The sequence below is a fragment of the Microbacterium sp. AC132 genome, assembly GCF_979258525.1.
In genome coordinates, this window is the sequence record NZ_OZ409862.1 from 1,126,067 (window position 1) to 1,150,760 (window position 24,694).

Annotated in this window: 25 protein-coding genes and 1 pseudogene; 12 read left to right on the forward strand and 14 right to left on the reverse strand. The window is 68.5% G+C overall.

What is annotated here, in order from left to right; translation table 11 throughout:
- Positions 1–27: 27 nt before the first annotated feature.
- Complete coding sequence (locus ACZZZQ_RS05195; RefSeq protein ID WP_072590620.1) at positions 28–1,335, reverse strand: ABC transporter substrate-binding protein; 1,308 nt, start codon at positions 1,333–1,335, stop codon at positions 28–30.
- A gap of 181 nt (positions 1,336–1,516) precedes the next feature.
- Between ACZZZQ_RS05195 and ACZZZQ_RS05200 the strand changes: the two genes are divergently transcribed.
- From ACZZZQ_RS05200 to purQ, 3 genes are all read left to right on the forward strand, one after another.
- Positions 1,517–2,047: an adenine phosphoribosyltransferase gene (locus ACZZZQ_RS05200; RefSeq protein WP_056276456.1), complete on the forward strand. Its 531-nt coding sequence runs from the start codon at positions 1,517–1,519 to the stop codon at positions 2,045–2,047.
- Positions 2,048–2,127: 80 nt separating this feature from the next.
- Positions 2,128–2,376: a phosphoribosylformylglycinamidine synthase subunit PurS gene (gene purS / locus ACZZZQ_RS05205; RefSeq protein ID WP_053098586.1), complete on the forward strand. Its 249-nt coding sequence runs from the start codon at positions 2,128–2,130 to the stop codon at positions 2,374–2,376.
- The gene (gene purQ / locus ACZZZQ_RS05210) at positions 2,373–3,080 is read left to right on the forward strand and encodes a phosphoribosylformylglycinamidine synthase subunit PurQ (RefSeq protein WP_053098585.1); all 708 of its coding nucleotides are present in this window, start codon (positions 2,373–2,375) and stop codon (positions 3,078–3,080) included. Before purS ends, purQ begins: the two co-directional genes overlap by 4 nt.
- Positions 3,081–3,313: 233 nt before the next feature.
- Here the strand turns inward: purQ and ACZZZQ_RS05215 are convergent, their stop codons facing one another.
- A complete protein-coding gene (locus tag ACZZZQ_RS05215; protein WP_463507050.1) occupies positions 3,314–4,570 on the reverse strand; it encodes a hypothetical protein in 1,257 nt (418 codons plus the stop codon).
- 155 nt (positions 4,571–4,725) lie between these two features.
- Here ACZZZQ_RS05215 and ACZZZQ_RS05220 point away from each other — a divergent pair, with 155 nt between their 5' ends.
- Complete coding sequence (locus tag ACZZZQ_RS05220; protein ID WP_400340002.1) at positions 4,726–5,175, forward strand: VOC family protein; 450 nt, start codon at positions 4,726–4,728, stop codon at positions 5,173–5,175.
- On the opposite strand, the gene ACZZZQ_RS05225 is transcribed toward ACZZZQ_RS05220, so the two are convergent.
- Entirely contained in the window at positions 5,172–5,600 is a 429-nt protein-coding gene (locus tag ACZZZQ_RS05225; protein ID WP_053098583.1) for a DUF1761 domain-containing protein, read from the reverse strand. The two genes, ACZZZQ_RS05220 and ACZZZQ_RS05225, sit on opposite strands and share 4 nt — an antisense overlap.
- A gap of 139 nt (positions 5,601–5,739) precedes the next feature.
- Between ACZZZQ_RS05225 and ACZZZQ_RS05230 the strand changes: the two genes are divergently transcribed.
- The 5 genes from ACZZZQ_RS05230 (at position 5,740) to ACZZZQ_RS05250 (ending at position 12,591) form a co-directional block, all read left to right on the forward strand.
- Complete coding sequence (locus ACZZZQ_RS05230; RefSeq protein ID WP_463507051.1) at positions 5,740–7,401, forward strand: glycoside hydrolase family 13 protein; 1,662 nt, start codon at positions 5,740–5,742, stop codon at positions 7,399–7,401.
- Between the two features lie 90 nt (positions 7,402–7,491).
- On the forward strand, positions 7,492–8,499 hold the full coding sequence (locus tag ACZZZQ_RS05235; protein WP_187248936.1) for a LacI family DNA-binding transcriptional regulator: 1,008 nt from the start codon (positions 7,492–7,494) through the stop codon (positions 8,497–8,499).
- A 46-nt stretch (positions 8,500–8,545) separates the two neighbouring features.
- Positions 8,546–10,018: an alanine/glycine:cation symporter family protein gene (locus ACZZZQ_RS05240; RefSeq protein WP_187248937.1), complete on the forward strand. Its 1,473-nt coding sequence runs from the start codon at positions 8,546–8,548 to the stop codon at positions 10,016–10,018.
- Positions 10,019–10,112: 94 nt separating this feature from the next.
- Positions 10,113–11,006 carry a formylglycine-generating enzyme family protein gene (locus ACZZZQ_RS05245; protein ID WP_463508086.1) on the forward strand — a complete coding sequence of 298 codons (894 nt, stop codon included), beginning with the start codon at positions 10,113–10,115 and terminating at the stop codon, positions 11,004–11,006.
- Positions 11,007–11,091: 85 nt separating this feature from the next.
- Positions 11,092–12,591 (forward strand): arylsulfatase, encoded by a 1,500-nt coding sequence (locus tag ACZZZQ_RS05250; protein ID WP_463507052.1) that lies wholly within the window; start codon positions 11,092–11,094, stop codon positions 12,589–12,591.
- A 9-nt stretch (positions 12,592–12,600) separates the two neighbouring features.
- Here ACZZZQ_RS05250 and nhaA read toward each other — a convergent pair whose 3' ends face one another.
- The 3 genes from nhaA to ACZZZQ_RS05265 all read right to left on the reverse strand — a co-directional run bounded on the left by nhaA (position 12,601) and on the right by ACZZZQ_RS05265 (position 14,512).
- The gene (gene nhaA, locus ACZZZQ_RS05255) at positions 12,601–13,881 is read right to left on the reverse strand and encodes a Na+/H+ antiporter NhaA (protein WP_463507053.1); all 1,281 of its coding nucleotides are present in this window, start codon (positions 13,879–13,881) and stop codon (positions 12,601–12,603) included.
- A 64-nt stretch (positions 13,882–13,945) separates the two neighbouring features.
- Positions 13,946–14,119, reverse strand: coding sequence for a hypothetical protein (locus ACZZZQ_RS05260; protein ID WP_171821976.1), 174 nt, complete (start codon positions 14,117–14,119; stop codon positions 13,946–13,948).
- A gap of 51 nt (positions 14,120–14,170) precedes the next feature.
- Entirely contained in the window at positions 14,171–14,512 is a 342-nt protein-coding gene (locus ACZZZQ_RS05265) for an ArsR/SmtB family transcription factor (protein ID WP_053098578.1), read from the reverse strand.
- Positions 14,513–14,595: 83 nt separating this feature from the next.
- Between ACZZZQ_RS05265 and ACZZZQ_RS05270 the strand changes: the two are divergent.
- Together ACZZZQ_RS05270 and ACZZZQ_RS05275 are read left to right on the forward strand one after the other, a co-directional pair.
- A pseudogene (locus tag ACZZZQ_RS05270) lies at positions 14,596–15,929 on the forward strand (NAD(P)-binding domain-containing protein).
- The gene (locus ACZZZQ_RS05275) at positions 15,926–16,330 is read left to right on the forward strand and encodes an arsenate reductase ArsC (protein ID WP_053098576.1); all 405 of its coding nucleotides are present in this window, start codon (positions 15,926–15,928) and stop codon (positions 16,328–16,330) included. The pseudogene ACZZZQ_RS05270 and the gene ACZZZQ_RS05275 overlap by 4 nt, the downstream one beginning before the upstream one ends.
- A gap of 173 nt (positions 16,331–16,503) precedes the next feature.
- Here ACZZZQ_RS05275 and ACZZZQ_RS05280 read toward each other — a convergent pair whose 3' ends face one another.
- From ACZZZQ_RS05280 to fdxA, 3 genes are read right to left on the reverse strand one after another with little or no spacing between them, the layout of a single operon-like run.
- Positions 16,504–17,133 carry a superoxide dismutase gene (locus ACZZZQ_RS05280; protein WP_053098575.1) on the reverse strand — a complete coding sequence of 210 codons (630 nt, stop codon included), beginning with the start codon at positions 17,131–17,133 and terminating at the stop codon, positions 16,504–16,506.
- Positions 17,134–17,143: 10 nt separating this feature from the next.
- Positions 17,144–17,668, reverse strand: coding sequence for a flavin reductase family protein (locus ACZZZQ_RS05285; protein ID WP_053098574.1), 525 nt, complete (start codon positions 17,666–17,668; stop codon positions 17,144–17,146).
- The gene (gene fdxA, locus ACZZZQ_RS05290) at positions 17,665–17,991 is read right to left on the reverse strand and encodes a ferredoxin (protein ID WP_053098573.1); all 327 of its coding nucleotides are present in this window, start codon (positions 17,989–17,991) and stop codon (positions 17,665–17,667) included. The genes ACZZZQ_RS05285 and fdxA overlap by 4 nt, the downstream gene beginning before the upstream one ends.
- A gap of 79 nt (positions 17,992–18,070) precedes the next feature.
- Between fdxA and soxR the strand changes: the two genes are divergently transcribed.
- On the forward strand, positions 18,071–18,547 hold the full coding sequence (gene soxR / locus ACZZZQ_RS05295) for a redox-sensitive transcriptional activator SoxR (protein WP_053098572.1): 477 nt from the start codon (positions 18,071–18,073) through the stop codon (positions 18,545–18,547).
- A gap of 17 nt (positions 18,548–18,564) precedes the next feature.
- Here soxR and ACZZZQ_RS05300 read toward each other — a convergent pair whose 3' ends face one another.
- The 5 genes from ACZZZQ_RS05300 to ACZZZQ_RS05320 are packed head-to-tail and all read right to left on the reverse strand — an operon-like array spanning position 18,565 to position 24,649.
- A complete protein-coding gene (locus ACZZZQ_RS05300; RefSeq protein ID WP_463507054.1) occupies positions 18,565–20,811 on the reverse strand; it encodes an exo-beta-d-1,3/1,6-glucosidase in 2,247 nt (748 codons plus the stop codon).
- Entirely contained in the window at positions 20,811–21,935 is a 1,125-nt protein-coding gene (locus ACZZZQ_RS05305; protein WP_463507055.1) for an ABC transporter permease, read from the reverse strand. Before ACZZZQ_RS05305 ends, ACZZZQ_RS05300 begins: the two co-directional genes overlap by 1 nt.
- Before the next feature lies 1 nt (position 21,936).
- Complete coding sequence (locus ACZZZQ_RS05310; RefSeq protein ID WP_463507056.1) at positions 21,937–23,025, reverse strand: ABC transporter permease; 1,089 nt, start codon at positions 23,023–23,025, stop codon at positions 21,937–21,939.
- On the reverse strand, positions 23,022–23,828 hold the full coding sequence (locus ACZZZQ_RS05315) for an ABC transporter ATP-binding protein (protein ID WP_053098569.1): 807 nt from the start codon (positions 23,826–23,828) through the stop codon (positions 23,022–23,024). The genes ACZZZQ_RS05310 and ACZZZQ_RS05315 overlap by 4 nt, the downstream gene beginning before the upstream one ends.
- Entirely contained in the window at positions 23,825–24,649 is an 825-nt protein-coding gene (locus tag ACZZZQ_RS05320) for an ABC transporter ATP-binding protein (protein ID WP_053098568.1), read from the reverse strand. Before ACZZZQ_RS05320 ends, ACZZZQ_RS05315 begins: the two co-directional genes overlap by 4 nt.
- Between the last annotated feature and the right edge of the window lie 45 nt (positions 24,650–24,694).

Below are 24,694 nucleotides of genomic sequence, written 5' to 3' on the forward strand. Positions count from 1 at the left end.
GCGACCGGAACGGATGCGGTGGCTGGGTCAGTCGACCAGCTCGTTCAGGAGCTCGACCGCGGCATCCCAGGCGCCCTGGGTGTCGGTCTCGCCACGGTCGAGGCCGCTGAGGGCCGGACCGAAGACGTTCTCCTGGATCACCGAGTCATCGGCGCCCTTGAACTGGGCGACGACGCCCTTGGCACGCTCGGCGAGGATGGCACCGGTGGGTGCGTCGTTGAAGAACGCGTTCGGAGTCGCCTCGGACGAGAGGGTCTCCTGCGCCTTGATCGTCGACGGGAAGTTGCCCGCGGCGGCGGACTGCTTGACCTGCTGCTCGGGCTGCGTCAGCCAGTCGGCGAGGTCGGCCGCGGCCTCCTTGTGCTGCGAGCTCTCGGGGATCGACAGGAATGCGCCGCCCCAGTTGGCTGCGCCGCCGGGGAAGACGTCGGCGAAGTCCCAGCCGGTGGAGGCGTCGCCGCCGCCGGCCTCGACCTGGCCCTGCACGACGCCGAGCATCCAGCCCGGGCAGACGAACGTGGCGAAGGTGCCGTCGACGAACGACTTGCCGCCGTTCCAGTCCCACGCGGTCTGCGCAGCGGACTGACCGCCTTCGGTCGCGGCTCCGAGCAGCTCGAAGCGCTCCTTCAGCTCGGCGTTGTCCTCGACGTTCAGCTCGCCGTCAGAGGTGTAGTACCCCTCGTCGAGCTGGTTGACCATGGCGTTCCAGACGAAACCGGAGTGGTCGTACCAGGCCTTGCCGGTCTTGGCCGTGTACTCGGCGCCGACCGCGAAGTAGTTCTCCCAGTCGCCGTTCAGCAGCTCGGCGACGGACTCGCGGTCGCTGGGCAGGCCGGCCGCCTCGAAGGCGGCGCCGTTGTAGCAGATGCCGCTCGGGCCGATGTCGGTGCCGTAGCCGATCACGCGGCCCTCGGCGTCGGTCGCCTGTCCGTACTTCCAGTCGACCCAGTCGGACTTGCGGTCTTCGATGCCGTAGTCGCGCAGGTCGACGAAGGTGTCGGAGACGTCCATGATCGCGCCGAGCCACCCCTCCTCGATCGCGACGACGTCGCTGAGACCCGAGCCGGCTGCGATCTTCGTGAACGCGTCGGTGCGGGCGTTGCCGCCGGTGTCGATGTTGGTCGCCTCGATCGTGACGTTCGGGTTCGCCTTCTCGTACTCGTCGTAGAGGTCGTCGTATCCGAAGGTGCCGAAGGTGGTGACGGTCAGTGTGACCTTCTCGTCACCGGAAGCGCTGTCGCCGGCATCGGCGGAGGCGCAGCCGGCGAGGGCCAGGGCGGAGACGGATGCGACGGCTGCTGTCGTCAGGATCCGCTTGCGGGCACGTGTGTTCACAGTTCACTCCTTTGTGGTGGGTCGTGCAGTGGTGGTGCGGGTGGTGCTCGGGGTCGTGCGTGGGCTTTCCGTGATGGCTTCCCGTGAGGATTCCTGTGGGAGCGCTCCCATGCACTGTCCAGTGACTCTATGGGAGCGCTCCCACGGTGTCAAGCCCGAGCCTTTCGCGTAGCCTTGACCGGTGCCCGACACCGATCTCTCCCCCGCCCTCGTCCGCGCCGAATCCCTGATCCGCAGCATCCCCGACTATCCCGAGGCGGGGATCATCTTCCGCGACATCACCCCGCTGCTCGCCGACGCCGAGGCCCTGCAGGCGACCACCGATGCGATCATCGCGCCGTTCGCCGGACAGTTCGACGTCGTGGCGGGCATCGAGGCGCGCGGCTTCATCCTCGCCGGAGCGGCCGCGATCGCCGCAGGTGTCGGCCTCATCCCGATCCGCAAGGCCGGCAAGCTGCCCCGCCCCGCGGCATCCGTCGACTACGCCCTCGAATACGGCACCGCGACGATCGAGATGCACGACGATCTGCCCGTCGGATCCCGCGTGCTGCTCATCGACGACGTGCTCGCCACCGGGGGCACGCTCGCCGCCGGACGCGAACTGGTCGAGCGCCTGGGCAGCCACGTCGTCGGCATCTCCGTGCTGTTCGAGATCGACGGCCTCGGCGGCCGCGAGGCGATCGGCGACCTGCATACCGTCTTCCACGCCTGAGCCCCGCCACCCGGGAATCGGGCGAGTCCCGAGCCGGTAGACTGGACACGCCCGTCCGCCCGCGACTTCCGGAGCCGTTCATGCCCACCATCGTCGTCGACGTCATGCCCAAGCCCGAACTGCTCGACCCGCAGGGGAAGGCCGTGTCCGGCGCATTCTCCCGTCTGGGCGTCGAGGGCTTCTCCGATGTCCGCATCGGCAAGCGCTTCGAGCTCACCGTCGAAGGCGAGGTCACCGACGAGATCCTCGCCGAGGCCCGCCGCATCGCCGATGAGGTGCTCTCCAACTCCGTGATCGAGGACGTCGTCGGCATCGAGGTCGCCGAGTGACCACGCGCATCGGCGTCATCACCTTCCCGGGCTCGCTCGACGACCGCGACGCACAGCGCGCCGTGCGCATCGCCGGCGCCGAGCCGGTCGCCCTCTGGCACGGTTCGCACGATCTCGAGGGCGTCGACGCCCTCGTGCTGCCCGGCGGCTTCAGCTACGGCGACTACCTGCGCGCCGGTGCGATCGCCGCGCTCTCGCCGATCATGGCGGAGGTCAAGGACGCCGCGGCCAAGGGCATGCCGATCCTCGGCATCTGCAACGGCTTCCAGATGCTGGTCGAGGCGCACCTGCTGCCCGGCGGCCTGATCCGCAACGACCACCAGCACTTCGTGCGGCGCGATCAGAAGCTGATCGTCGAGAACTCCGACACCGCGTGGACCAACCGCTTCCGCACGGGCCAGGAGATCACGATCCCGCTGAAGAACGCCGACGGCGGGTACATCGCCGACGAGGAGACGCTCGACCGTCTCGAGGGCGAGAACCTCGTGGCATTCCGCTATGCGGGCGTGAACCCGAACGGCTCGCTGCGCGACATCGCCGGACTCACCAACGAGGCCGGCAACGTCGTGGGTCTCATGCCGCACCCCGAGCACGCGACCGAGGCCGGCTTCGGCCCCGACACCTCGGCCGCCATGCGCTCGGGCATCGACGGCGTCGACTTCTTCACCAGCGCGATCGCCGCCGTCGCCCGCGTCGCCGCGTAAGCGGTAGGCGCGCGCAGCCGGGGCCAGTTCCGCATTCGCTCGCGCAGCCGGGGCCAGTTCCGCACCCGCTCGCGCAGCCGGGGCCAGTTCCGCACCCACGCGCACAGCCGGGGCCAGTTCTGCACCCGAAACTGGCGATTCCGGTGCAATAGTGACCACGCACCGCGCCGGAGGTGCACTAGTGACCCCGCACCGCGCCCGACGTGGCGGCAGTGGTCACCGCGCGCGACGGGTCAGTCGACGGGCAGCGCGAAGGGATTGTCGCCCGCGGCGGCGAGCAGGTACCAGGCCGTCGCACCGGTATGCAGGCTGGCGTAGTAGAGGTCGCCGAAGCCCGAGTCGAGGCCGTCGGTCGACGTCGCCACGATCCCCTTGCCGTCGCCGTTGAGCGCATCGCGCTGACCGAGGCGGATGCTGCTCAGCAGCGACTCCACGCGCTCGGCGTCACCGGGCGCATCGCGCAGCGTGAGAGCGAGCGCCAGGTGGCCGGATCCCTCGAACCACACCTTCGACACGTCGGCGTCGCTGATCGACGCGCCCTGAGACTGCCCGTCCGTCGCGATCAGGTGGGTCAGCGTCCAGTCCAGCGAGGTGTCGTAGCGGGGGTCGCGCGTGGCGAGCGAGCTCCAGGTCTGCGCGTCGAGGGGAATGGGGCGGGTGTTGACCGTCGACCCGTCCAGCAGGGTGCCCGTGTCGACATGGCCGTCGGCGCTCTGCATCGCGGCCACGAAGGCCGACGCGACGCCCGCCCGATCGGCCCAGACGGAGTCGCCGGTGAGCTGTGCGAGCTGCGTGAAGAAGCCGGCGATATCGCTGTTGTGCTCGGTGGACTTCCACTCCAGCGACGAGCCGTTCTCGAGCTGACCGCCGGTGTATCCGAAGGGCGCTCGCACCATGTCGGCGGTGTTGTTCTGGATCCATTCGGCGATCTGCACCGCCCCGGCGAGGTACTTCGAGTCACCGGTCGCGTGGAAGAGACGCGCGAGCGCCATACCGGTCCAGGCCTGGTTGCCGGTGAACGTGCCGGGGCCGGTGATCTCGACCCTCCCCTGACGGATGCCGTGCGGCTCGTACGAGGTGCGCACTCGGCCGTCGCCGATCGGGTCGTTCGCCTGCACGAAGAGCAGGGTGTCGCCGATGGTCCGCGCCCGACGGATGTCGTCGGGGAGCCCGCGTGCCGTGTACGCGATCACGACGAGGGCGTCGTCGTAGACGAACGACGGGGTGAAGTCCCAGGTCGGCAGGTCGGTGAAGAAGCCTCCCTGGTAGCTGCGGGGAAGGCAGTGCCCCGCGCCGTCGCAGAACTCGTCGACGCGCGCATCGAGGAACTCGTAGGCGAGGGCGACCGACAGAGTCGGATCCGGTGCGGCGGTCGGGTCGTCGGCGGGGGCATCACCGGAGGCCGCGGTGGTCACGCCCGCGACCATCGCGGCGGCGATGAGTGCGGCGGCGATCATCCATGGCGCTGAACGGCGCGATGAACCCGACATGAAGACCCCCTCGGTCTGAACCGCAGTCGGCGACCGCAGGCGACCAGGAGGTCACGTGCAAAATGCTGGCATACCAGGAAGTCTCGGCGGAAGTGGCGAAGGTCTAGTCTTTCGAGGCGCCCGGCGTGTCGCGCCCCGCGAGTAGCATGCGAGCCATGCCCATCACACTGGAGAACGTCGGCATCGCCGTGCGCGACCTCGAGGCGACGATCGCCTTCTTCACCGATCTCGGCCTCACCGTGCTCGGTCGGGACGAGGTCAGCGGCGAATGGGCCGACACCGCCGTCGGCCTCGACGGCAACCACGCGAAGATCGCCGTGCTGCAGACACCCGACGGCCACGGTCAGCTCGAGCTGTTCGAATACATCCATCCCGACGCGATCGAGACCGAGCCGACCCTGCCGAACGAGATCGGGATGCACCGGGTGGCGTTCTCCGTCGACGACATCGACGAGTCCCTGGCCATCGCTGCCCGGCACGGATATCACCCGCTGCGAGGAGTCGCGAACTACCAGGACGTCTACCGGCTCACCTATCTGCGCGGCCCGAGCGGGATCCTCGTCATGTTCGCGCAGGACCTCACGAAGGATGCCGCGGCGAGCTAGCCGAGAGCCGGCGGCCAGACGCCGATGATCACGGCCATGACCACGATCGTGACGATCTCGTGTGCGATGTTCATGGTGGTCAACGCCGTCGGGCGGCCCTCGAAGGCGTCGTGCGTGATGAACCGCGCGGCCGTGAACCCGGCCCACAGCAGCACGCCGGTGACGACGGCGGCCCAGAAGAACGATCCGTCGTAGAAGTGCCAGGCGATCGCGGATGCCCCGGCGAGCACCCACGCCGTCGCGAAGCTCACGATCACGGTGGTGATGATCGCCATCGTCGCGCTCGCCCCCGGACGGTCCATGTCGACGTTCGCGAGCTTCGACCAGCGGGTGCCGAACACCTTCGGCGCGTACCAGATCGAGCCGACGATCATGCTCGAGGCGGTCGCGAGCAGAACGGCCCAGTAGTTGATCTCGGGAACCATGACAGCCTCCTGTGGTCGGATGCCCGAAGCATACTCCCGGGCCTGCAAGCGGCTGCGGACCGGCGCAGAATATCGGCTCCCCGAATCGATTCGATGCTCGCTCTGGCAATCATGTAAGCGTTTGCACTAATCTGTTGCCATGGCACAGCTTGAGCAGATCGCAGCCCCCGGTTCCGAGTGGTGGCGCAGCGCGGTCATCTACCAGATCTACCCCCGTTCGTTCGCCGACGCCTCGGGCGACGGCATCGGCGACCTGCCCGGCATCACCAGCCGGCTCGACTCGCTGAAGGAGCTCGGCGTCGACGCGATCTGGCTGAGCCCGTTCATGACGAGCCCGCAGCGGGACGCCGGCTACGACGTCGCCGACTACCGCGACGTCGACCCGCTGTTCGGCACCCTCGACGACTTCGACACGATGCTGAACGAGGCGCATGCCCGCGGCATCCGCGTCGTCGTCGACCTGGTCCCCAACCACTCGTCGGCGCAGCACGCCTGGTTCCAGGAGGCCCTCAAGGCTGCTCCCGGCAGCCCCGAGCGCGCGCGGTACATCTTCCGCGACGGCAAGGGCAGGAACGGCGAGCTGCCCCCGAACAACTGGGAGTCCGTCTTCGGCGGCGGCATGTGGGAGCGCGTGACCGAGGCCGACGGCACGCCGGGCCAGTGGTACCTGCACATCTTCGACCCGACGCAGCCCGACTTCGACTGGAACAACGAAGAGGTGCGCGAGGAGTTCCGCTCGATCCTGCGCTTCTGGCTCGACCGCGGCGTCGACGGCTTCCGGGTCGACGTGGCCCACGGCATGATCAAGGCCGACGGCCTGCCCGACTACACGCCCCCGGCAGACGCCGACTCGATGGGCGGCGGCGAGGCGAACGTGCCGTACTGGGGCCAGGACGGAGTGCACGACATCTACCGCGACTGGCACAAGGTGCTGGCCGAGTACGACGGCGACCGCGCGCTGTGCGGTGAGGCCTGGATGCCGACGCTCAAGCAGACCGCCCTGTGGGTGCGCCCCGACGAGATGCACCAGACCTTCAACTTCCCCTACCTCATGACCGAGTGGGACGCGAAGGCTCTGGGGTCTGTCATCCGCGAATCCCTCGACGCGTTCGGCGAGGTCGGCGCACCCAGCACCTGGGTGCTGTCGAACCACGACGTCGTGCGCCACGCGTCGCGACTCGCGCTCACGGCCGAGAACCCGCAGGGCGAGGGCATCGGCCCGAACACCCCGCACAAGCCCGACACCGCCATCGGACTCGCCCGCGCTCGCGCGGCGACGACCGTGATGCTCGCGCTTCCGGGTTCGGCATACCTCTACCAGGGCGAGGAGCTGGGCCTGCCCGAGGCGATGGAGATCCCCGACGCCTTCCGTCAGGACCCGACGTGGTTCCGCACCAACGGCGAGCGCTACGGTCGCGACGGATGCCGTGTGCCGCTGCCGTGGGAGGCGGATGCTCCGGCGTTCGGCTTCAACGAGACCGGTGCGTCGTGGCTGCCCCAGCCCGCCGACTGGGCGTCGTACTCGCGCGACGTCGAAGAGGTCGACCCCGCCTCGACGCTGGCGCTCTACAAGCGCCTGCTCGCCGGACGGCGTGAGCACGGCTTCGGCAGCGGATCGCTCGTCTGGGAAGACGCCGGCGCAGATGCGGTGGCGTTCCGCCGCGGCGACGTGCACGTCCTCGCGAACCTCGGCACCGAGCCGCTGCCGCTGCCGACCGACGCGTTCGTGATCCTGCAGAGCCAGCCGTTCGACGGTGGCGCCGTGCCGGTCGACACGGCGGTCTGGTACACCACGGCGTAAGCCGCACGACGTTCAGGTCGCAGTTCGCGCCGCCCACGGCACCGCCCGACGGCACGAACTGCGACCGGAACGGCTCAGAGAGGATCCCCCATGGCGAGCATCGATGAGGTCGCCCGGCTCGCCGGCGTCTCGACCGCGACGGTCTCGCGCGCGCTGAGCGGCCGAGGCCATGTGTCGGAGTCGGCCCGCCTGCGCGTGCAGGAGGCGGCATCGGCGCTCGGCTACGTCGTGTCCTCCCGCGCGTCGAGCCTGGCATCGGGCCGCACCCGCAACATCGGGGTCGTGGTGCCCTTCCTCGACCGATGGTTCTTCAGCACCGTGCTGTCGGGGGTATCGTCCGCGCTGATGCGCGAGGGCTACGACATCACCCTCTACAACATCACCGCCGACAAGGACGTGCGCCGCCACGTGTTCGACACCTTCCTGCGACGGCAGCGAGTGGATGCGGTGATCGCGGTGTCGATCGAGCTCGACGACGACGAGACGCAGTACCTGCTCGACCTCGGCCTGCCGGTGATCGCGATCGGCGGGCCGAACCCCAAGCTCGACACCCTCACCGTCGACGACGTCGCCGTGGCCCAGCTGGCGACCGAGCACCTGATCGGTCTCGGACACCGCGACATCGCCCACATCGGCGCGAACCCCGAGTTCGACATCGACTTCCACATCCCGACGAATCGTCGCCTGGGCTTCGAGAAGGCACTGGCGAAGGCCGGCATCCCTCTGAATCCGGCCTTCCTCGAGCCCGCCGACTTCACGGTCGAGGGCGGATACCGCGCGGCGAAGCAGCTGCTCGGACGCCCCGGCCCGCGACCCACCGCCGTGTTCGCGGCATCCGACGAGATGGCGATCGGGGCGATCCTCGCCGCCCGCGACCTCGGATTCGCCGTGCCGGACGACCTCTCGATCGTCGGCATCGACGGTCACGAGCTCGGCGAGTTCTTCCGACTCAGCACCGTCGACCAGTTCCCCCTCGGGCAGGGCGAGCGTGCGGCAGATGCCGTGCTCGCGAAGCTCGCCGACGGCGAAGCCGCGGGAATACCGGCCGAGCTCCCCTACGAGCTGAACGTCCGAGGCACGACCGCGCGCTTGGTCTAGAAGCGGAATATCACCACGGGCGCCAGCATGCCGCCATACTGATGCGATGGACGCGCTCAACGATTTCGTGCTCTCTGCCGGCGATGGGCTTTGGACGTGGGTGGTGCTGCCGATCCTCGTGGTCCTCGGCCTGTACTTCACCGCGCGATCGGGCGTGGTGCAGTTCCGGCTGATACCGGAGATGTTCCGCACCCTCACCGACCGGACACCCCGGAAGGAGAACGGCGAGCCGCAATCGGTCTCGGCGTTCCAGGCGTTCACGATCTCGGCGGCCTCCCGCGTCGGCGTCGGGAACATCGCGGGCGTCGGCACAGCGATCGCCATCGGCGGCCCCGGCGCGATCTTCTGGATGTGGACGATGGCGTTCATCGGCGGAGCGTCGAGCTTCATCGAGTCGACCCTCGGTCAGGCGTTCAAGGTCCGCGACAAGGACGGCTTCCGCGGCGGTCCCGCGTACTACATGCAGCACGGACTCAAGGCGCGCTGGATGGGCATCCTGTTCGCCGTCATCCTGATCGTCTGCTTCCCCTTCGCCTTCAGCTCCCTGCAGGCGAACACGATCAGCGCCACCGTCTCCTCGAGCTTCGGCGGCGAAGTGGGCTGGATCCCCTGGGTCGTCGGCATCATCCTGGCCGTCCTGACCGCCCTCGTCGTCTTCGGTGGCATCCGTCGCATCGCCAGCGTCACGCAGGCGGTCGTCCCGGCCATGGCGCTGGGATACCTGCTGCTCGGCCTCGTGATCGTCGGTATGAACTTCGAGCGCCTCCCCGAGGTGTTCGCCTCGATCTACACCCAGGCGTTCGGGTTCAACGAGGTCGTCGGGGCCGCACTCGGAACCATCATCATGACCGGCGTCAAGCGCGGCATGTTCTCGAACGAGGCGGGTCTCGGCTCTGCGCCGAACGCGGGCGCCACCGCGGCGGTGACCCACCCGGTGAAGCAGGGACTCGTCCAGACCCTCGGGGTCTACTTCGACACGTTCCTCGTCTGCTCGATCACGGCGTTCATCATCCTGGTGTCCACGCCCGACCTCGCGAACGCGACCCGGGGCATCGGGCTCACGCAGAATGCGATCGTGAGCAACCTCGGCGAATGGTCGAACATCCTCCTGAGCATCATCATCTTCCTGCTGGCGTTCAGCTCGATCCTCGGCAACTACTACTACGGCGAATCCAACATCGAGTTCATCAGCAGCCGACCCGCCGTCCTCACCGCCTACCGCGTGCTCGTCGTCGCGATCATCTTCCTCGGATCGATCGCCTCGGCGGACATCATCTGGAACACGGCCGACGGCATCATGGGGCTCATGGCGATCGTGAACCTCGTGGCGATCGCGCTCCTGTCGGGCATCGCGTTCAAGCTGCTGCGCGACTACTCCGATCAGCGGCGCGCGGGGCTCGACCCTGTCTTCACCCGCGCGCGGATGCCCGAGGTCACGGGCATCCAGTGCTGGGAGGACGAGCTGAGCGTCACCGGTCCGATCCCCGTCCAGGGCGAGCAGCGCACCCGCCGGGGCTAGCGCGCGGCTGGTCGGCTAACCCGGCGCGGGCGACCGTAGCCGCTCCCGCTCCGGCGCGGACGCTACGCTGACGCGGGTGACGAACATTCGCGACATGGTGCTGATCCCCGGCGGAACCTTCCGGATGGGGTCCGAGGACTTCTACCCCGACGAGCGCCCGGTGCACGAGCGCGAGGTCGCCTCGTTCGAGATCGACCGCTACGAGGTGACCAACGCGCAGTACGCGGAATTCGTCGATGCCACGGGATATATCACCGTGGCCGAGCGGCCTCTCGACCCGGCTGCCTTCCCGGATGCGGATCCGAAGGACCTCGTGCCCGGTTCCATGGTCTTCACGCCGACCGCCGGCCCGACCGACCTGCGCAACTGGCGCAACTGGTGGCGCTGGCAGGCTGGCGCCTCCTGGCGGCATCCGTTCGGCCCCGACTCGTCGATCGACGATCGGCTGCAGCATCCGGTCGTGCACATCGCGTTCGAGGACGCGGTCGCCTACGCCGACTGGGTCGGGATGCGGCTGCCCACCGAAGCCGAGCACGAGTACGCCGCCCGGGGCGGGGTCGACGGCGCGCCTTTCGCCTGGGGCGAGGAGATCTACCCCGGTGGCGAGGCGCAGGCGAACTCCTGGCTGGGTCGCTTCCCGTATGACAACCAGGGCGTCGGCGGCACGGCGCCGGTCGGGTCGTACGCCCCCAACGGCTACGGGCTCTACGACATGATCGCGAACGTCTGGGAGTGGACGAGCGACTTCTACACGCCGCGGCATCTGAAGCTGTCGGACAAGCCGGTGGATCCCGGCAAGCGCGCGAACCTGTTGGCAGCGGCGAGCGCGCAGGAGGGCTTCCCGAGCATCCCGCGCCGGGTGCTGAAGGGCGGATCACACCTGTGCTCCCCCGACTACTGCCTGCGCTTCCGCCCGGCCGCCCGCTCGCCCCAGGCGGAGGACACCGGCATGTCGCACATCGGATTCCGCCTCACCCGCTCGGTGTGAGGCCCCCCTGGGCATCGGCCCGAGCCCCTGGTTGGCTGAGCGGCACGGGCGCCTGCCCGGCCTCACCGCCGACCGAGGAGCGACAATGTCCGACAAGCCCAACATCCTCATCATCTGGGGCGATGACATCGGCATCGCCAATCTGAGCACCTATACCGACGGCCTGATGGGCTATCGGACTCCGAACATCGACCGGATCGCCGATGAGGGCGCGAAATTCACCGATTACTACGGCGAGCAGAGCTGCACCGCCGGGCGTGCGGCGTTCATCACCGGACAGAACCCCTATCGCACGGGTCTCACGAAGGTGGGGATGCCGGGGGCGAAGCTGGGGCTCCAGCCCGAGGATCCGACGATCGCGGATGCGCTCAAGCACCACGGCTACGCGACCGGCCAGTTCGGCAAGAACCATCTCGGCGACCGCGATGAGCACCTGCCGACGGCGCACGGCTTCGACGAGTTCTTCGGCAACCTCTATCACCTGAACGCCGAGGAGGAGCCGGAGCACCCGGACTACCCGACCGACGAGGAGTACCCCGGGTTCAGCGAGCGGTTCCGCCCGCGCGGCGTGATCCACTCGTGGGCGAACGACGACGGCACGCAGCGCATCGAAGACACCGGTCCGCTGACGAAGAAGCGCATGGAGACCGTCGACGAGGAGTTCCGCGATGCTGCGGCGGACTTCATCCGCGCCCAGGCCGACGACGACACCCCGTTCTTCGTGTGGTTCAACTCGACCCACATGCACTTCCGCACCCACACCAAGGAGGAGAGCAAGGGGCGCGCCGGACGCTGGCAGTCGGAGTATCACGACACGATGCTCGATCATGACGACGTGGTGGGCAGTCTGCTCGATCTGCTCGACGAGCTCGGCCTCGCCGAGAACACGATCGTCATGTACTCCACCGACAACGGCCCGCACATGAACAGCTGGCCGGATGCCGGCATGACGCCGTTCCGCAACGAGAAGAACTCGAACTGGGAGGGTGCCTACAGGGTCCCGGCGATGGTGCGCTGGCCCGGGCACGTCCCCGCGGGCACGACGCTCAACGGCATCGTGAGCCACAACGACTGGTTCGTGACGCTGCTCGCGGCGGCCGGCGACACCGACATCGCCGAGCGTCTGAACGCGGGCACGGATCTGCATGGCACCGACTTCAGGGTCCATCTCGACGGCAACAACCAGCTCGACTACATCACGGGAGTCGCCGAGCACAGCCCGCGACGACACTTCTTCTACGTCTCGGACGACGGCGACCTCACGGCGCTGCGCTTCGAGAACTGGAAGTTCGTCTTCCTGGAGCAGCGCGCGGTCGGAACCCTGCAGGTGTGGCAGGAGCCCTACATCGAGCTGCGGTTCCCGAAGCTCTTCAATCTGCGCACCGATCCGTTCGAGCGCGCCGACATCACCTCGAACACCTACTGGGACTGGGTGCTCGACCACATCTTCCTGTTCATCCCGGCTCAGGCGTATGTGGCGAACATGCTGCACACCCTTGCCGAGTTCCCCGCTCGCCAGGAATCGGCATCGTTCACGATCACCCAGGTGATGGCGAAGCTGCAGTCGACGGTCGGCAGCTCCTGACCATCGCCCTCAGGCGTCGAGCGGCGATCGGCGGGCGAGAGCGTTGCGCCTCGCGAGCATCAGCCCGCCGATCACCGCGGCGATCAGGGAGCCGAGGAGCACGCCGATCTTGACGTGCTCGTCGGCGACCGAACTCGACCCGTAGGCGAGCTCTCCGACGAGCAGGGAGACGGTGAATCCGATTCCCGCGAGGAACGCCATGCCGGTGAGGTCGGGCCAGCGCAGCGATTCGTCGAGACGCAGAGCGGGCACACGGCTGAGCAGGAACGTGGTCGCGAGGATCCCGATCGGCTTGCCCAGGACGAGGCCGACGATGATGCCGATCGCGATCGGATCGGTCAGCGCCGACGCGAGCCCCGCGAGTCCGCCGATCGTGACGCCCGCCGCGAAGAAGGCGAACACGGGCACGGCGAACAGCGTCGCCACGACACCCCACCGGTCGGCGAAGTGCGGGGCGAGGCCGTCGTAGAGGGGCTCGCCGTCGGCATCCGTCCCTCGCGGCACCCGAGCGCGCTCGGTCGGGATGACAGGAACGACGAAACCGAGGAGGACTCCGGCGACGGTCGCGTGGATGCCGGCGGCATGGATGCAGACCCACACGGCGATCGCGAGAGGCATCAGGATCCACCACGCCCGCACGCCCTTCCGCACGAGCAGCGCGAATCCTGCGAGGGGCAGCAGCGCGAGAGTCAGCCAGGGGAAGCTGATCGAGTCGGTGTAGAAGGTCGCGATGATCGTGATGGCGATCAGGTCGTCGATGATCGCGAGTGTGAGCAGGAAGACACGGAGCGCCGGTGGGAGGAACTTCCCGACCACGGCGATCACGGCGACCGCGAATGCGATGTCCGTGGCGGTCGGGATGGCCCAGCCGCGCAGGGCGTCGCCGTCGCCCGCGTTGATCAGGGCGAAGATGATCGCCGGCACGATCACCCCGCCGACGGCTGCGGCGATCGGCAGCGCCGCCTGACGCGGATCGCGCAGTCGGCCGGTGACGAACTCCTCCTTCAGCTCGAGACCGACGACGAAGAAGAAGATCGCGAGCAGGCCGTCCGCGGCCCAGGCCCCGATGCTCAGATCGAGATGCAGCTCGGGGATGCCGAACGTGAAGTCGCGCACCGACTCGTACCACGACACGGCGGGGGTGTTGGCGAGGATCAGCGCGGCGACGGTGGCGGCGAGCAGCAGCGAACCCCCGAGCACCTCGCTGCGGGCGTTGGAGCGGATGCCTCGCCACAGCTCATGGGGAGCCAGGCGGAGACGGGCACGGGGACGGACAGGAGAAGCGGACATGACGAGACCTCACGCGAGAGAAGGGGTGAACGACGCGGAAGACCGCACCCCACAGAGGCGCGGTCTAGTCGCGTGGCGGCGGGCAGCCCGCGATCTCGCCGTGCGAGAGAGTGCCCCAGACGCTGGTCCACCCGTTCGTGCCCGGGTGGAGCACGACGCGCATCCATTCCTTCATCGGAGTCGCCGAGCGCAGCTCATGCGGAGCGCGCGCCGAACCGGCGATCGAGAGGAGGGCCATGGAATCAGCCTATCGGGATGACCGCACGCCGACCTGAGGAGCGCAGCAGGATCAGACGGCTCGCAGCGCGTCGCCGGCGGCGTCGAGAGCGCCCTCGGCGAGGGAGAAGTACGCCCACTTGCCGCGCTGCTCACGCGTGACGAGTCCGGCGTCCGCCAGCAGCTTCATGTGATGAGAGACCGTGCCCTGCGACAGACCGACCGGATCGGTGAGGTCGCAGATGCAGGCTTCGCCACCCGCGGCCGACGAGATCAGCGAGAGCAGGCGGATGCGCGTCGGGTCGCCGAGCGCCTTGAACAGGCGGGCGATCCGTTCGGCCTCGGCGAGCGGAAGAGCGGATGCCGCGCGCGGCGTGCAGCAGCCCGTCTGCTCGATCGTCACCGGAAGCGTCATACGCTCATCCTCTCACGTATTGACAATCTTCGATACGTGGGCGACGCTTCTCATATTGAAGTCTTTCGATCTGAGGAGATGTCGTGTCCGAGCTTCCCATCGTCGTCATCGGCGCGGGGCCGCAGGGTCTCGCAGCGGCGGCGCATCTCGTCGAACGCCGCGAAGACGTCGTCGTCCTCGAACGAGGGAGCGGCCCTGCCGCCGCGGTCTCCGAATGGGGCCACGTGCGCCTGTTCTCGGCGTGGCCCGAGCTGACGGATGCCGCCGCGCGTCACCTGCTCGAGCCGACCGGGTGGACCGCACCGACCGCGGGCTGTCCGACCGGGGCGCAATGGGTGAGCGACTACCTGGCGCCTCTCGCGGGCGCACTCGGTGAGCGGATCCGGTACGGCACCGCCGTCACGGGCGTCGCTCGCCAGGGTCGCGACAAGGTCGTCGAGTCCGGACGCAGGAACCAGCCGTTCGTCGTGCACACCCTCGACACGGACGGCACCGAGTCGCGGATCCTCGCCCGGGCGGTCATCGACGCGAGCGGCACCTGGGGTCTCCCCACCCTGCGGGCGCAGACGGCTTCCCCGCCGTGGGCGAGGCCGCGGCATCCGATCTGATCTCCTATCGCATCCCCGACGACGTGTCCGAGCTCGCGGGTTCGCATGTGGTCGTCGTCGGAGCGGGACACTCCGCCACGCACGCCGTGCTGCGCCTGAGCGAACTGGCCCGCCGGTCGCCGGGGACCCGCGTCACCTGGCTGCTCCGCCGAGGGAGCGCCGCGAACGTTCTCGGGGGCGGCGCCGGAGACGAGCTGCCCGAACGCGCAGCGCTCGGCTCTCTGGTGTCGAAGGTGATCCATGACGGTGTCGTCGAGGTGGTGACAGGATTCCGAGTCGCCGAGTTCCGGCGGGACGGGAGGGGCCTGGTGATCGTCGCCGAAGACGGACGCGAGATGGCGGAGATCGCGCACGTGTTCGCGCTCACCGGATTCCGGCCGGACACCGGCATCCTGCGCGAACTCCGAATCGATCTCGACCCCGCTCTCGATGCGGTCGCCGGCATCGCCTCCGAGATCGACCCCAACATCCACTCCTGCGGTTCGGTGGGCGCGACCGGTGCCCGACAGCTCATGCAGCCGGAGGAGGGCCTCTTCATCGTCGGCGCGAAGTCCTACGGTCGAGCTCCGACCTTCCTCGCCCTCACCGGCTACGAGCAGGTGCGCAGCGTCGCGGCCCACCTCGTCGGTGATCGGGAGGGCGCGGCCCGCAACGAACTCACCCTGCCCGCGACCGGGGTATGCGGGGGATCAGGAGACTTCGACGACGGCGCGGGCGGCTGCTGCGCGGCTCCGGCGGTGCTGCAGATCGGCAGGACGCCGTTGACGACCCTCGACCCCGCACGCTCGCTTACCCTGGAGACATCATGACCACCACCAAACCCTCCGTCCTCTTCGTGTGCGTGCACAACGCCGGACGCTCGCAGATGGCCGCAGGCTTTCTGCGCGAGGTCGCCGGCGACCGCATCGAGGTGCGCTCCGCCGGATCCATGCCCGCCGACCAGATCAACCCGATCGCGGTCGAGGCCATGAGCGAACTCGGCATCGACATCACCGCCGAGCAGCCCAAGGTGCTCACGACCGAGGCCGTGCAGGCTTCTGATGTCGTGATCACGATGGGATGCGGCGACGCCTGCCCGTTCTTCCCCGGCAAGCGCTACGAGGACTGGGAGCTCGACGACCCGGCCGGGCAGGGCATCGACTCCGTGCGCCCGATCCGCGACGACATCCGCCGTCGCATCGAGGCGCTCGCGGGCGAACTGCTCGCCTGACGCTCGCTCAATCGGGAGGAGATCTGCGATCCGGAGGGCGGATGCCGCGGCATCCTCCTCCGGATCGCGGATCTCCTCCCGATGCGGCGCGTTGGCCGCAACGCGGCGCGCTGGCGGCAATGCGGCGCGAATCTCCTCCCGACGCGCTGGCGCCGGGAGGAGATCCGTGAGATTCAGCGGGCGACGATGAGGCCCGCGGTCTTCTCCTGCACGGCCTGGAACCGGCGCTGCACGTCGGACCAGTTGACGAGCTCCCAGAACGCCTTGACGTAGTCGGCGCGCACGTTGAGGTAGTCGAGGTAGTAGGCGTGCTCCCAGACGTCGAGCTGCAGCAGCGGCGTGACGCCGAGCGGGGCATTGCCCTGCTGGTCGAACAGCTGGAAGATGACCGGACGCGCGCCGACGCTGTCCCACGCGAGCACAGCCCAGCCCGAACCCTGCACACCGAGCGCGGTGGCGGTGAAGTGCGCGCGGAAGGCGTCGATCGAGCCGAACGCGTCGGTCAGCGCGGCCTCCAGCTCACCCTCGGGGTTGCCGCCGCCGTCGGGCGACAGGTTCTCCCAGAACACCGAGTGGTTGATGTGACCGCCGAGGTTGAACGCGAGGTCCTTCTCGAGCTTGTTCACGGCGGCGAAGTCGCCGGACTCGCGGGCCGCGCCGAGCTGCTCGAGCGCCGTGTTGGCACCGGTGACGTAGGCCTGGTGGTGCTTCGAGTGGTGCAGCTCCATGATCTTGCCGGAGATGTGCGGGGCGAGCGCCGAGTAGTCGTACGGCAGCTCGGGAAGGGTGTACGGAGTGGGCATGCTGTTCCTTTCAGTCGTTCTGATCGGTGGGGAGTGAGTGGAATCGGCGGTCGAGGTAGACGAGCGGTCGGCCCGCCCGCCCGAGCAGCACCTCGTCGATCTCGGCGACCACGACGGTCGATGAGCCGACCGCGACCGTCGACATCGTGTGACCGCGCATCGCGGCGCGCGCCTCAGCGAGGTACGGCTCACCGGTCGGAAGGGTGCCCCACCCCTGCTCGGGGGTGAAGCGGTCGGCGCCGCTCACCGCGAAGCTCTGCGCCAGGGCCGAGTGCTCGTCGTCGATCAGGTGCACGACGAACGACTCGGCGTTGAGGATCGAGCCCGCGCTGCCGGTGGCCCTGGTGACCGAGAACACGATCGCCGCGGGGTCGACCGCGACGGATGCGACGCTCGACGCCGTGAGACCGACGGGACCGGCAGGGGTCATCGCGGTGATGATCGCGACACCTGCCGGATGCGCGCGGAACGCGGCCTTGAGCCCTTCACCGACCTCGGACGGAACCGGCGCGGCGGGGTGCTGCTGACTGCTCATTCGGGTGCCTCCTGGGGCGGAAGTGCGGCGATGATCGGGTGGTCGCGCTCGATGATGCCGAGCTTCGCGGCGCCACCGGGCGACCCGAGCTCATCGAAGAACTCCACGTTGGCCTTGTAGTAGTCCTGCCACTCGTCGGGCAGGTCGTCTTCGTAGTAGATCGCCTCGACGGGGCAGACGGGTTCGCACGCGCCGCAGTCGACGCATTCGTCGGGGTGGATGTACAGCGAGCGTTCGCCCTCATAGATGCAGTCAACAGGGCATTCGTCGATGCACGCACGGTCCTTGACATCGACGCAGGGCAGGGCGATCACATAGGTCATCGGGTGGCGGTCTCCGTTCGGGTCACGGTTGCCACCGTATGACCTCAAGTACACTTGAGGTCAAATCGAGGAGGCCGCGATGAGCACCGATCCGGACCGGATTGCGCACGGACCCGACGAGCCGCTGACGATCGGCGAGATGAGCAGGCGCACCGGCGTCGCCCCGTCCGCCCTGCATTTCTACGAGAGCCTCGGTCTCATCGCGTCGACGCGCACCGCCGGCAATCAGCGCCGCTACGCCCGACACATGCTGCGCCGGGTCTCGCTCATCACCGTGGCGAAGCGCCTCGGCATCCCGCTGTCGGATGTGCAGGACGCGTTCGCCGACGTCCCGCTCACGCAGACCCCGAGTCACGCCGACTGGCAGCGGGCGTCACGGCGCTGGAAGCGCGAACTCGAGAAGCGCCGCGAGGGCATCGAGCGACTCGAACGAGAGCTGACGGGATGCATCGGCTGCGGATGCCTGTCGATGAAGGCGTGCGGTCTGCTCAACCCCGACGACGCCCTGGGAAGTCAGGGCGCGGGGCCGCAGCGCCTCCGCGACGAGGACGCCTGAGCGCCCTCGTCGCAGACTCATGCCACGGTGAACGCAGCACTCCGCAGGGCTTCTTCGCGCGAGCTCGGACCGACCAGCAGTTCGAACGCGCCTGATTCGACACGACGGTTGCCGGCCGCATCCACGATCGAGCACTCGGCGACCGGCACCTCGAGCCGCACGCGCGCCGACTCTCCGGGCGCGACGTCGACCTGGCGGTAGGTCTTGAGCTCCTTGTCAGCCCAGCTCACGCTCGTGACGGAGGCGCGGACGTAGACCTGAACCGTCTCGCGCACCGGGCGCGAACCGGTGTTCGTCACCGTCACCTCGGCGACGATCGTGTCGGCGAGGCCGAGCCGGTCGGTGTCGAGCGAGAGCTCGCCGTACGAGACCGTCGAGTACGACAGCCCCTCGCCGAACGCCCACGCGGGAGACTGCGTGAGGTCCGCGTAGCGGTCGCCGTGCTGGCCGCGGATCTGGTTGTAGTACGTCGGCTGCTGGCCGACGTGGCGCGCGAACGAGATCGGCAGGCGCCCCGACGGCTCGACCGCACCCGAGATGATCTCGGCGAGCGCGCGGCCGCCCTGCATGCCGGGATTCGCCGCCCAGATCACGGCGGCGGCCTTCGATGCAGATGCCGGCAGCACGAGCGGCTTCGAGGCCAGGAGCACCACGACGACGGGCTTCCCCGTCGCGATGAGCGCGTCGAGCAGCGCGTTCTGTCCGCCGATCAGCTCGAGCGTCGCCGTCGAGCGGCCCTCGCCCACGAGCTCGATACGGTCGCCGACGACGGCGACCACGACATCGGACGCCTCAGCCGCAGCGACGGCCTCGGCGATCATCGTGTCGTCGGGTGCGCTCGGGACGACGACCGAGGGGCGGGGCTGTCCGTCGGGGAACTTCGTGCCCCGCGGATCGTCTTCGAGCGTGAGGATCTCGGCGCCGCGCGCGTGCGTCACCGACCATCCGTCGATACCGGCGAGACCGTCGAGCACGGTGGTGATCATCTCGCGCGGCTGTCCGTCGAGCCATCCGGCCTGACCCGATCCGCCCGCCCAGTCGCCGAGCTGCGTCTGGGCGTCGTCGGCGAGGGGCCCGACGACCGCGACCGTCAGCGGCGCGGACGCGTCGAGCGGCAGCACGCCGTCGTTCTCGAGCAGCACGATCGAACGGCGGGCCGTCTCGAGGTTGAGCTCGGCGTGGGCGGCGCTGCCGACCACGGCATCCAGATCCGCCTGCGGAAGTCGCGGGTCTTCGAACAGCCCCAGCTCGAACTTGAGCGTGAGGATGCGCGCCACGGCGTCATCGAAGGCGTCCTCCTCGAGCAGGCCGTTCGACACCGCCTCGAGAGCTCCGGCGAAGAAGCCCGGAGTGTTCATCACCATGTCGTTGCCCGCGCTCACCGCGGCGGCCGAGGCGTGCGCGTAGTCGGGCTGCACATGCTGCTCCCAGACCATGCGTCCGACGTTGTCCCAGTCGGTGATGAGCGTGCCGGTGTAGCCCCACTCGCCGCGCAGCACATCGCTGAGCAGCCAGTCGTTCACCGTGATCGGCACCCCGTCGGTGGTCTGGTAGCCGAGCATGAACGTGCGGCATCCTTCACGGGCCACCCGCTCGAACGGCGGCAGGAACCACGACCGCAGCTTGCGTCGCGAGATGTCGGCCTCGCTGGCGTCGCGCCCGCCCTGCGTCTCGGAGTAGCCGGCGAAGTGCTTCGCCGTCGCGAGGATCGCGGTGGGGTCGTCGAGGCCCTCGCCCTGGTAGCCACGCACCATGGCGGAGGCGAGCTCGCCGATGAGGAACGGGTCTTCGCCGAACGTCTCGTCGATGCGGCCCCAGCGCAGGTCGCGCGCGATGCAGAGCACCGGCGAGAAGGTCCAGTGGATGCCGGTCGCCGCGACCTCGACCGCGGTGGCCCTCGCCACCTTCTCGACCAGCTCGGCGTCCCACGTGGCGGCCATGCCGAGCTGCGTCGGATAGATCGTCGCTCCCGGCCAGAAGGAGTGGCCGTGGATGCAGTCCTCGGCGACGAGCAGCGGGATGCGCAGTCGCGTCTGGGCGGTCAGCTCGTTCGCCCGGATGATGCGCTCGGGCGAGGTGTGCAGGATCGAGCCGACGTGCTTGCCCAGCACGTGATCGTCGAGGTCGTCGCGAGCGTCGAGCTGCAGCATCTGCCCGATCTTCTCCTCGACCGTCATGCGGTCGAGGAGGTCGGCGACGCGCGCGGCGATCGGCAGTTCTGGGTCGAGGTAGGGCAGGGATTCGGTCAGGGTCTGAGAGGTCATCACTCGGCGTTCTGTGTCTTCTTGTCGGTCTTCGTATGGGTCGTCGTCGCTGTCGCCGCGCTCTGCACGGTACCCGAGTCGGTCGTCGGCGCGCTGCGCACCGCCGTCACCGGATCGTTCACGTCGAGCCCCTTCTTCTTCATCGCGCGGGCACGCTCACCGGCCGACCGCAGCCTCGGGTTGACGTACTCGTCGATGCCGAAGTTGATGAGCGACAGGGCGACGCCGATGATCGCGATGCAGAGTCCTGCGGGCACGTACCACCACCACAGCCTCGGGAAGGCGCCGTTCTGCTGCGCCCAGAACAGGATGGTGCCCCAGTTGAGGTTGCTCACCGGGATCACCCCGATGAAGGCGAGGGTCGTCAGGCCGAGGATGGCGGCGGTGACGGTGCCGACGAAGCTCGACGCGATCAGCGCCATGAGGTTCGGCAGCATCTCGACGGTGATGATGCGGTGCAGTGGTTCGCCGTTGGCGCGCGCCGCCTGGATGAAGTCGCGGTTGCGCAGTGACATGGTCTGCGCGCGCAGCACGCGCGCGCCCCATGCCCAGCCCGTGAGGCCCAGCACTGCGGCGATCACGATCAGCGGCGGGTTCTCGAACTGCGACGCCACGATGATGATCAGCGGGATGCCGGGGATCACCAGGAACACGTTCGTGAGCGCCGACAGCGACTCGCTCTTCCACCCGCGCACGTATCCGGCGATGACGCCGATCGTGATCGCGATGACGGTGGCGATGATCGCCGACAGGAATCCGACCACGACGACGCCGCGCGTGCCGAAGATGAGCTGGCTGAGCACGTCCTCGCCCATGTGCGTGGTGCCGAGCCAGTGGTCGAGCGAGGGCGGCTGCCGCAGCGCCGTGCGGTCCTTCTGCGTGGGTCCGTAGGGGGCGAGCAGCGGCGCGAAGATCGCGATCAGCACGAACACCCCGAGGATGATCAGGCCGGCGATCGACTTGGGGTTGCGGAACATCGCGAACGATCGAGCGAGCTGTGACCAGAACGTCTTGCGGCTCGGCTGGTCGCCGCGGGCCGTGCGGAACGTGGCAGTCTCCGGCATCCCGGTGGGGATCGTGGTGCCGTCGGGCGCGGTCGTGTCGGTCGAGGTGGGAACGCTCATGTCAGGCCTCCGTCTGGCGCGTGCGCGGGTCGAGGTATGCGTAGACGATGTCCGCCAGGATGTTGGCGACCAGCACCGACAGCGTGATCACGAGGAACACGCCCTGCATGAGGGCGAAGTCCTTCGCGTTCGTGGCGTCGAGCAGCAGCTTGCCGACGCCCGGGTAGCTGAAGACCATCTCCATGACGATCGTGCCGCCGACGATGAACCCGATCGAGAGGGCGAAGCTCTGGATCTGCGGCAGCACCGCGTTGCGAGCGGCATACGCCCACAGCACCCGCCTGTTCGGCATGCCCTTGGCCTGGGCGACGGTGATGTAGTCCTCGTCGAGCACCGTGAGCATCATGTTGCGCATGCCCAGCATCCATCCGCCGAGCGAGGCGATGATGATCGTGACCGCCGGCAGGGTGCCGTGCACGATGACCTGGCCGATGAAGTCGAGGCTCCATTCGGGTGACTGCCCCTTGTCGTAGGCGTGAGACGACGGGAACCACTTGAGCGTCGACGAGAAGATCGCGATCGCGATGAGACCGAGCCAGAAGTACGGGATCGTGTTGAAGAACGTCGTGATCGGGATGAGGGCGTCGAGCCTGCTGCCGCGCTTCCAGCCGACGATCGCGCCGCCGACCGTGCCGAGCGCGAACGAGATGATCGTGGCGAGACCGACGAGACCGAGCGTCCACGGGAGAGCGGATGCCAGCACCTCGCTCACCGGACGCAGGCCGTGCAGTGTCGAGATGCCGAGGTCGCCGCGGAACAGCATCGCCCAGTACTCGATGTACTGCTGCCACATCGACTTGTCGGTGTCGATGCCGAGCAGCGCCCGCAGCGAGTCCGCCGCCTCGGGACTGATGTTGCGGTTGCGCGCGAGGTACGAGCTGACCGCGTCGCCCTTCATGAACCGCGGGAGGAAGAAGTTGATCGTGATGGCCGCCCACAGCGTGAACAGGTAGAAGCCGGCCCGACCGGCGAAGAACCGCCAGGGCACGACGGCTCGCCCCTTCTGCGCGACGGTCGCGGTGGTGCCGACCTCGAGCGCGTCGCGGTCCTCCTTGTCGATCTGACCCAGATCGGGGGATGCGGTGGTCACAGTGCACCTCCGTGCGATCCGGTCGTCGCGAAGTGCTTGTCGGGGTCGGGCGACGCCGCCCGCAGCTCGCGCGTATAGGGGTCCTGCGGGGTGAGGATCACGTCGTCGGCGTCGCCGTACTCGACGACCCGACCCTGGTTCAGCACCATGATCTTGTCGCTGAAGTGACGGGCGGTGGCGAGATCGTGGGTGATGTAGAGCACGCCGAGGCCCTCCTCGCGCTGCAGATCGGCGAGCAGGTTCAGCACTCCGAGACGGATCGACACGTCGAGCATCGACACCGGCTCATCGGCGACGAGCAGCGACGGCCGCGAGGCGAGCGCACGGGCGATGGCGACGCGCTGACGCTGGCCGCCCGACAGCTCATGAGGGCGGCGGTCGATCACGGCATCCGCGTCGAGGCGCACGCGCTCGAGCAGTCGGCGCACCTCGGCCTCGGTGTCCTTCTTGGGCACGACGTCGTCGAGACGGATCGGGCGCTCGAGGTGATAGCGGATCGAGTGGTACGGGTTGAGCGAGGCGAACGGGTCCTGGAACACCATCCGCAGCTGCTGGCGGTACTTCCGCAGTCCCCTGCCGCGCCGCGGGATGGGTGCGCCGTCGAGCCGCACCTCGCCGGACGTGGGCGTCTCGAGCTGGGTGAGGATCTTCGCGATGGTCGACTTGCCGCTGCCCGACTGGCCGACGAGACCGATGGTCTGGCCGGAGTTCAGGGTGAAGCTGACGTCGTCGAGCGCCTTGAGCTGGCCGGCTCCGCGGACGTTGTAGATCTTGCTGACGTGGGCGAACTCGAGAGTGGTCATCGGGTCAGCACTCCTCTCGCACCGGTGAGTCGGGGGAACGACGACAGCAGGGTCTTCGTGTAGTCGTTCTGCGGGTCGGTCCAGATCTGCTCGGCGGAGGCCAGCTCGACGATCTCGCCCTCGCGCATGATGGCGATGCGGTCGCTGATCTCGAGCAGCAGCGGAAGGTCGTGGGTGATGAAGATCACCGAGAAGCCGAACTCGTGCCTCAGCTGCGAGATCTGCTTGAGGATCTCTCGCTGCACGAGCACGTCGAGCGCCGTGGTCGGCTCGTCCATGACCATCAGCTGCGGGCGCAGCGCCAGGGCCATCGCGATCATGACACGCTGGCGCATGCCGCCGGAGAGCTCGTGCGGAAACGACCGGGTGCGCTGACGCCCGACCTTGACGATCTCGAGCAGCTCCTCGGCCTCGGCCCTGCGCTGCCGTCGCGTCATGTCAGGGCGGTGGATCTCGAACACGTCCTCGAGCTGCGAGCCGATCGTCGCCACCGGATTCAGTGCGTTCATCGCACCCTGGAACACCATCGAGACCTTGTCCCAGCGGAACTTCTGCATCGCCTCGACGTCGAGCGCGTTGATGTCGACGTCGACACCGGATGCATCGTGGAAGGTCACGCTGCCGCCCGCGATCACCGCAGGGGCCCGGAGCAGACGCTGCACGCCGTAGGCGAGCGTGGTCTTGCCGCATCCGCTCTCCCCGGCGAGACCGAGGATCTCGCCTCTCTGCAGTTCGAGCGTGACGTTCTTCACCGCCTCGACGGGAGGGTCGACGTCGTACACGACCGAGAAGTCGCGCACGCTGAGCAGTGGTTCTGACATGAGGGGTCCTTCGTCGGTCGGGAGGTCGGTGGGAGGGGCGGATGC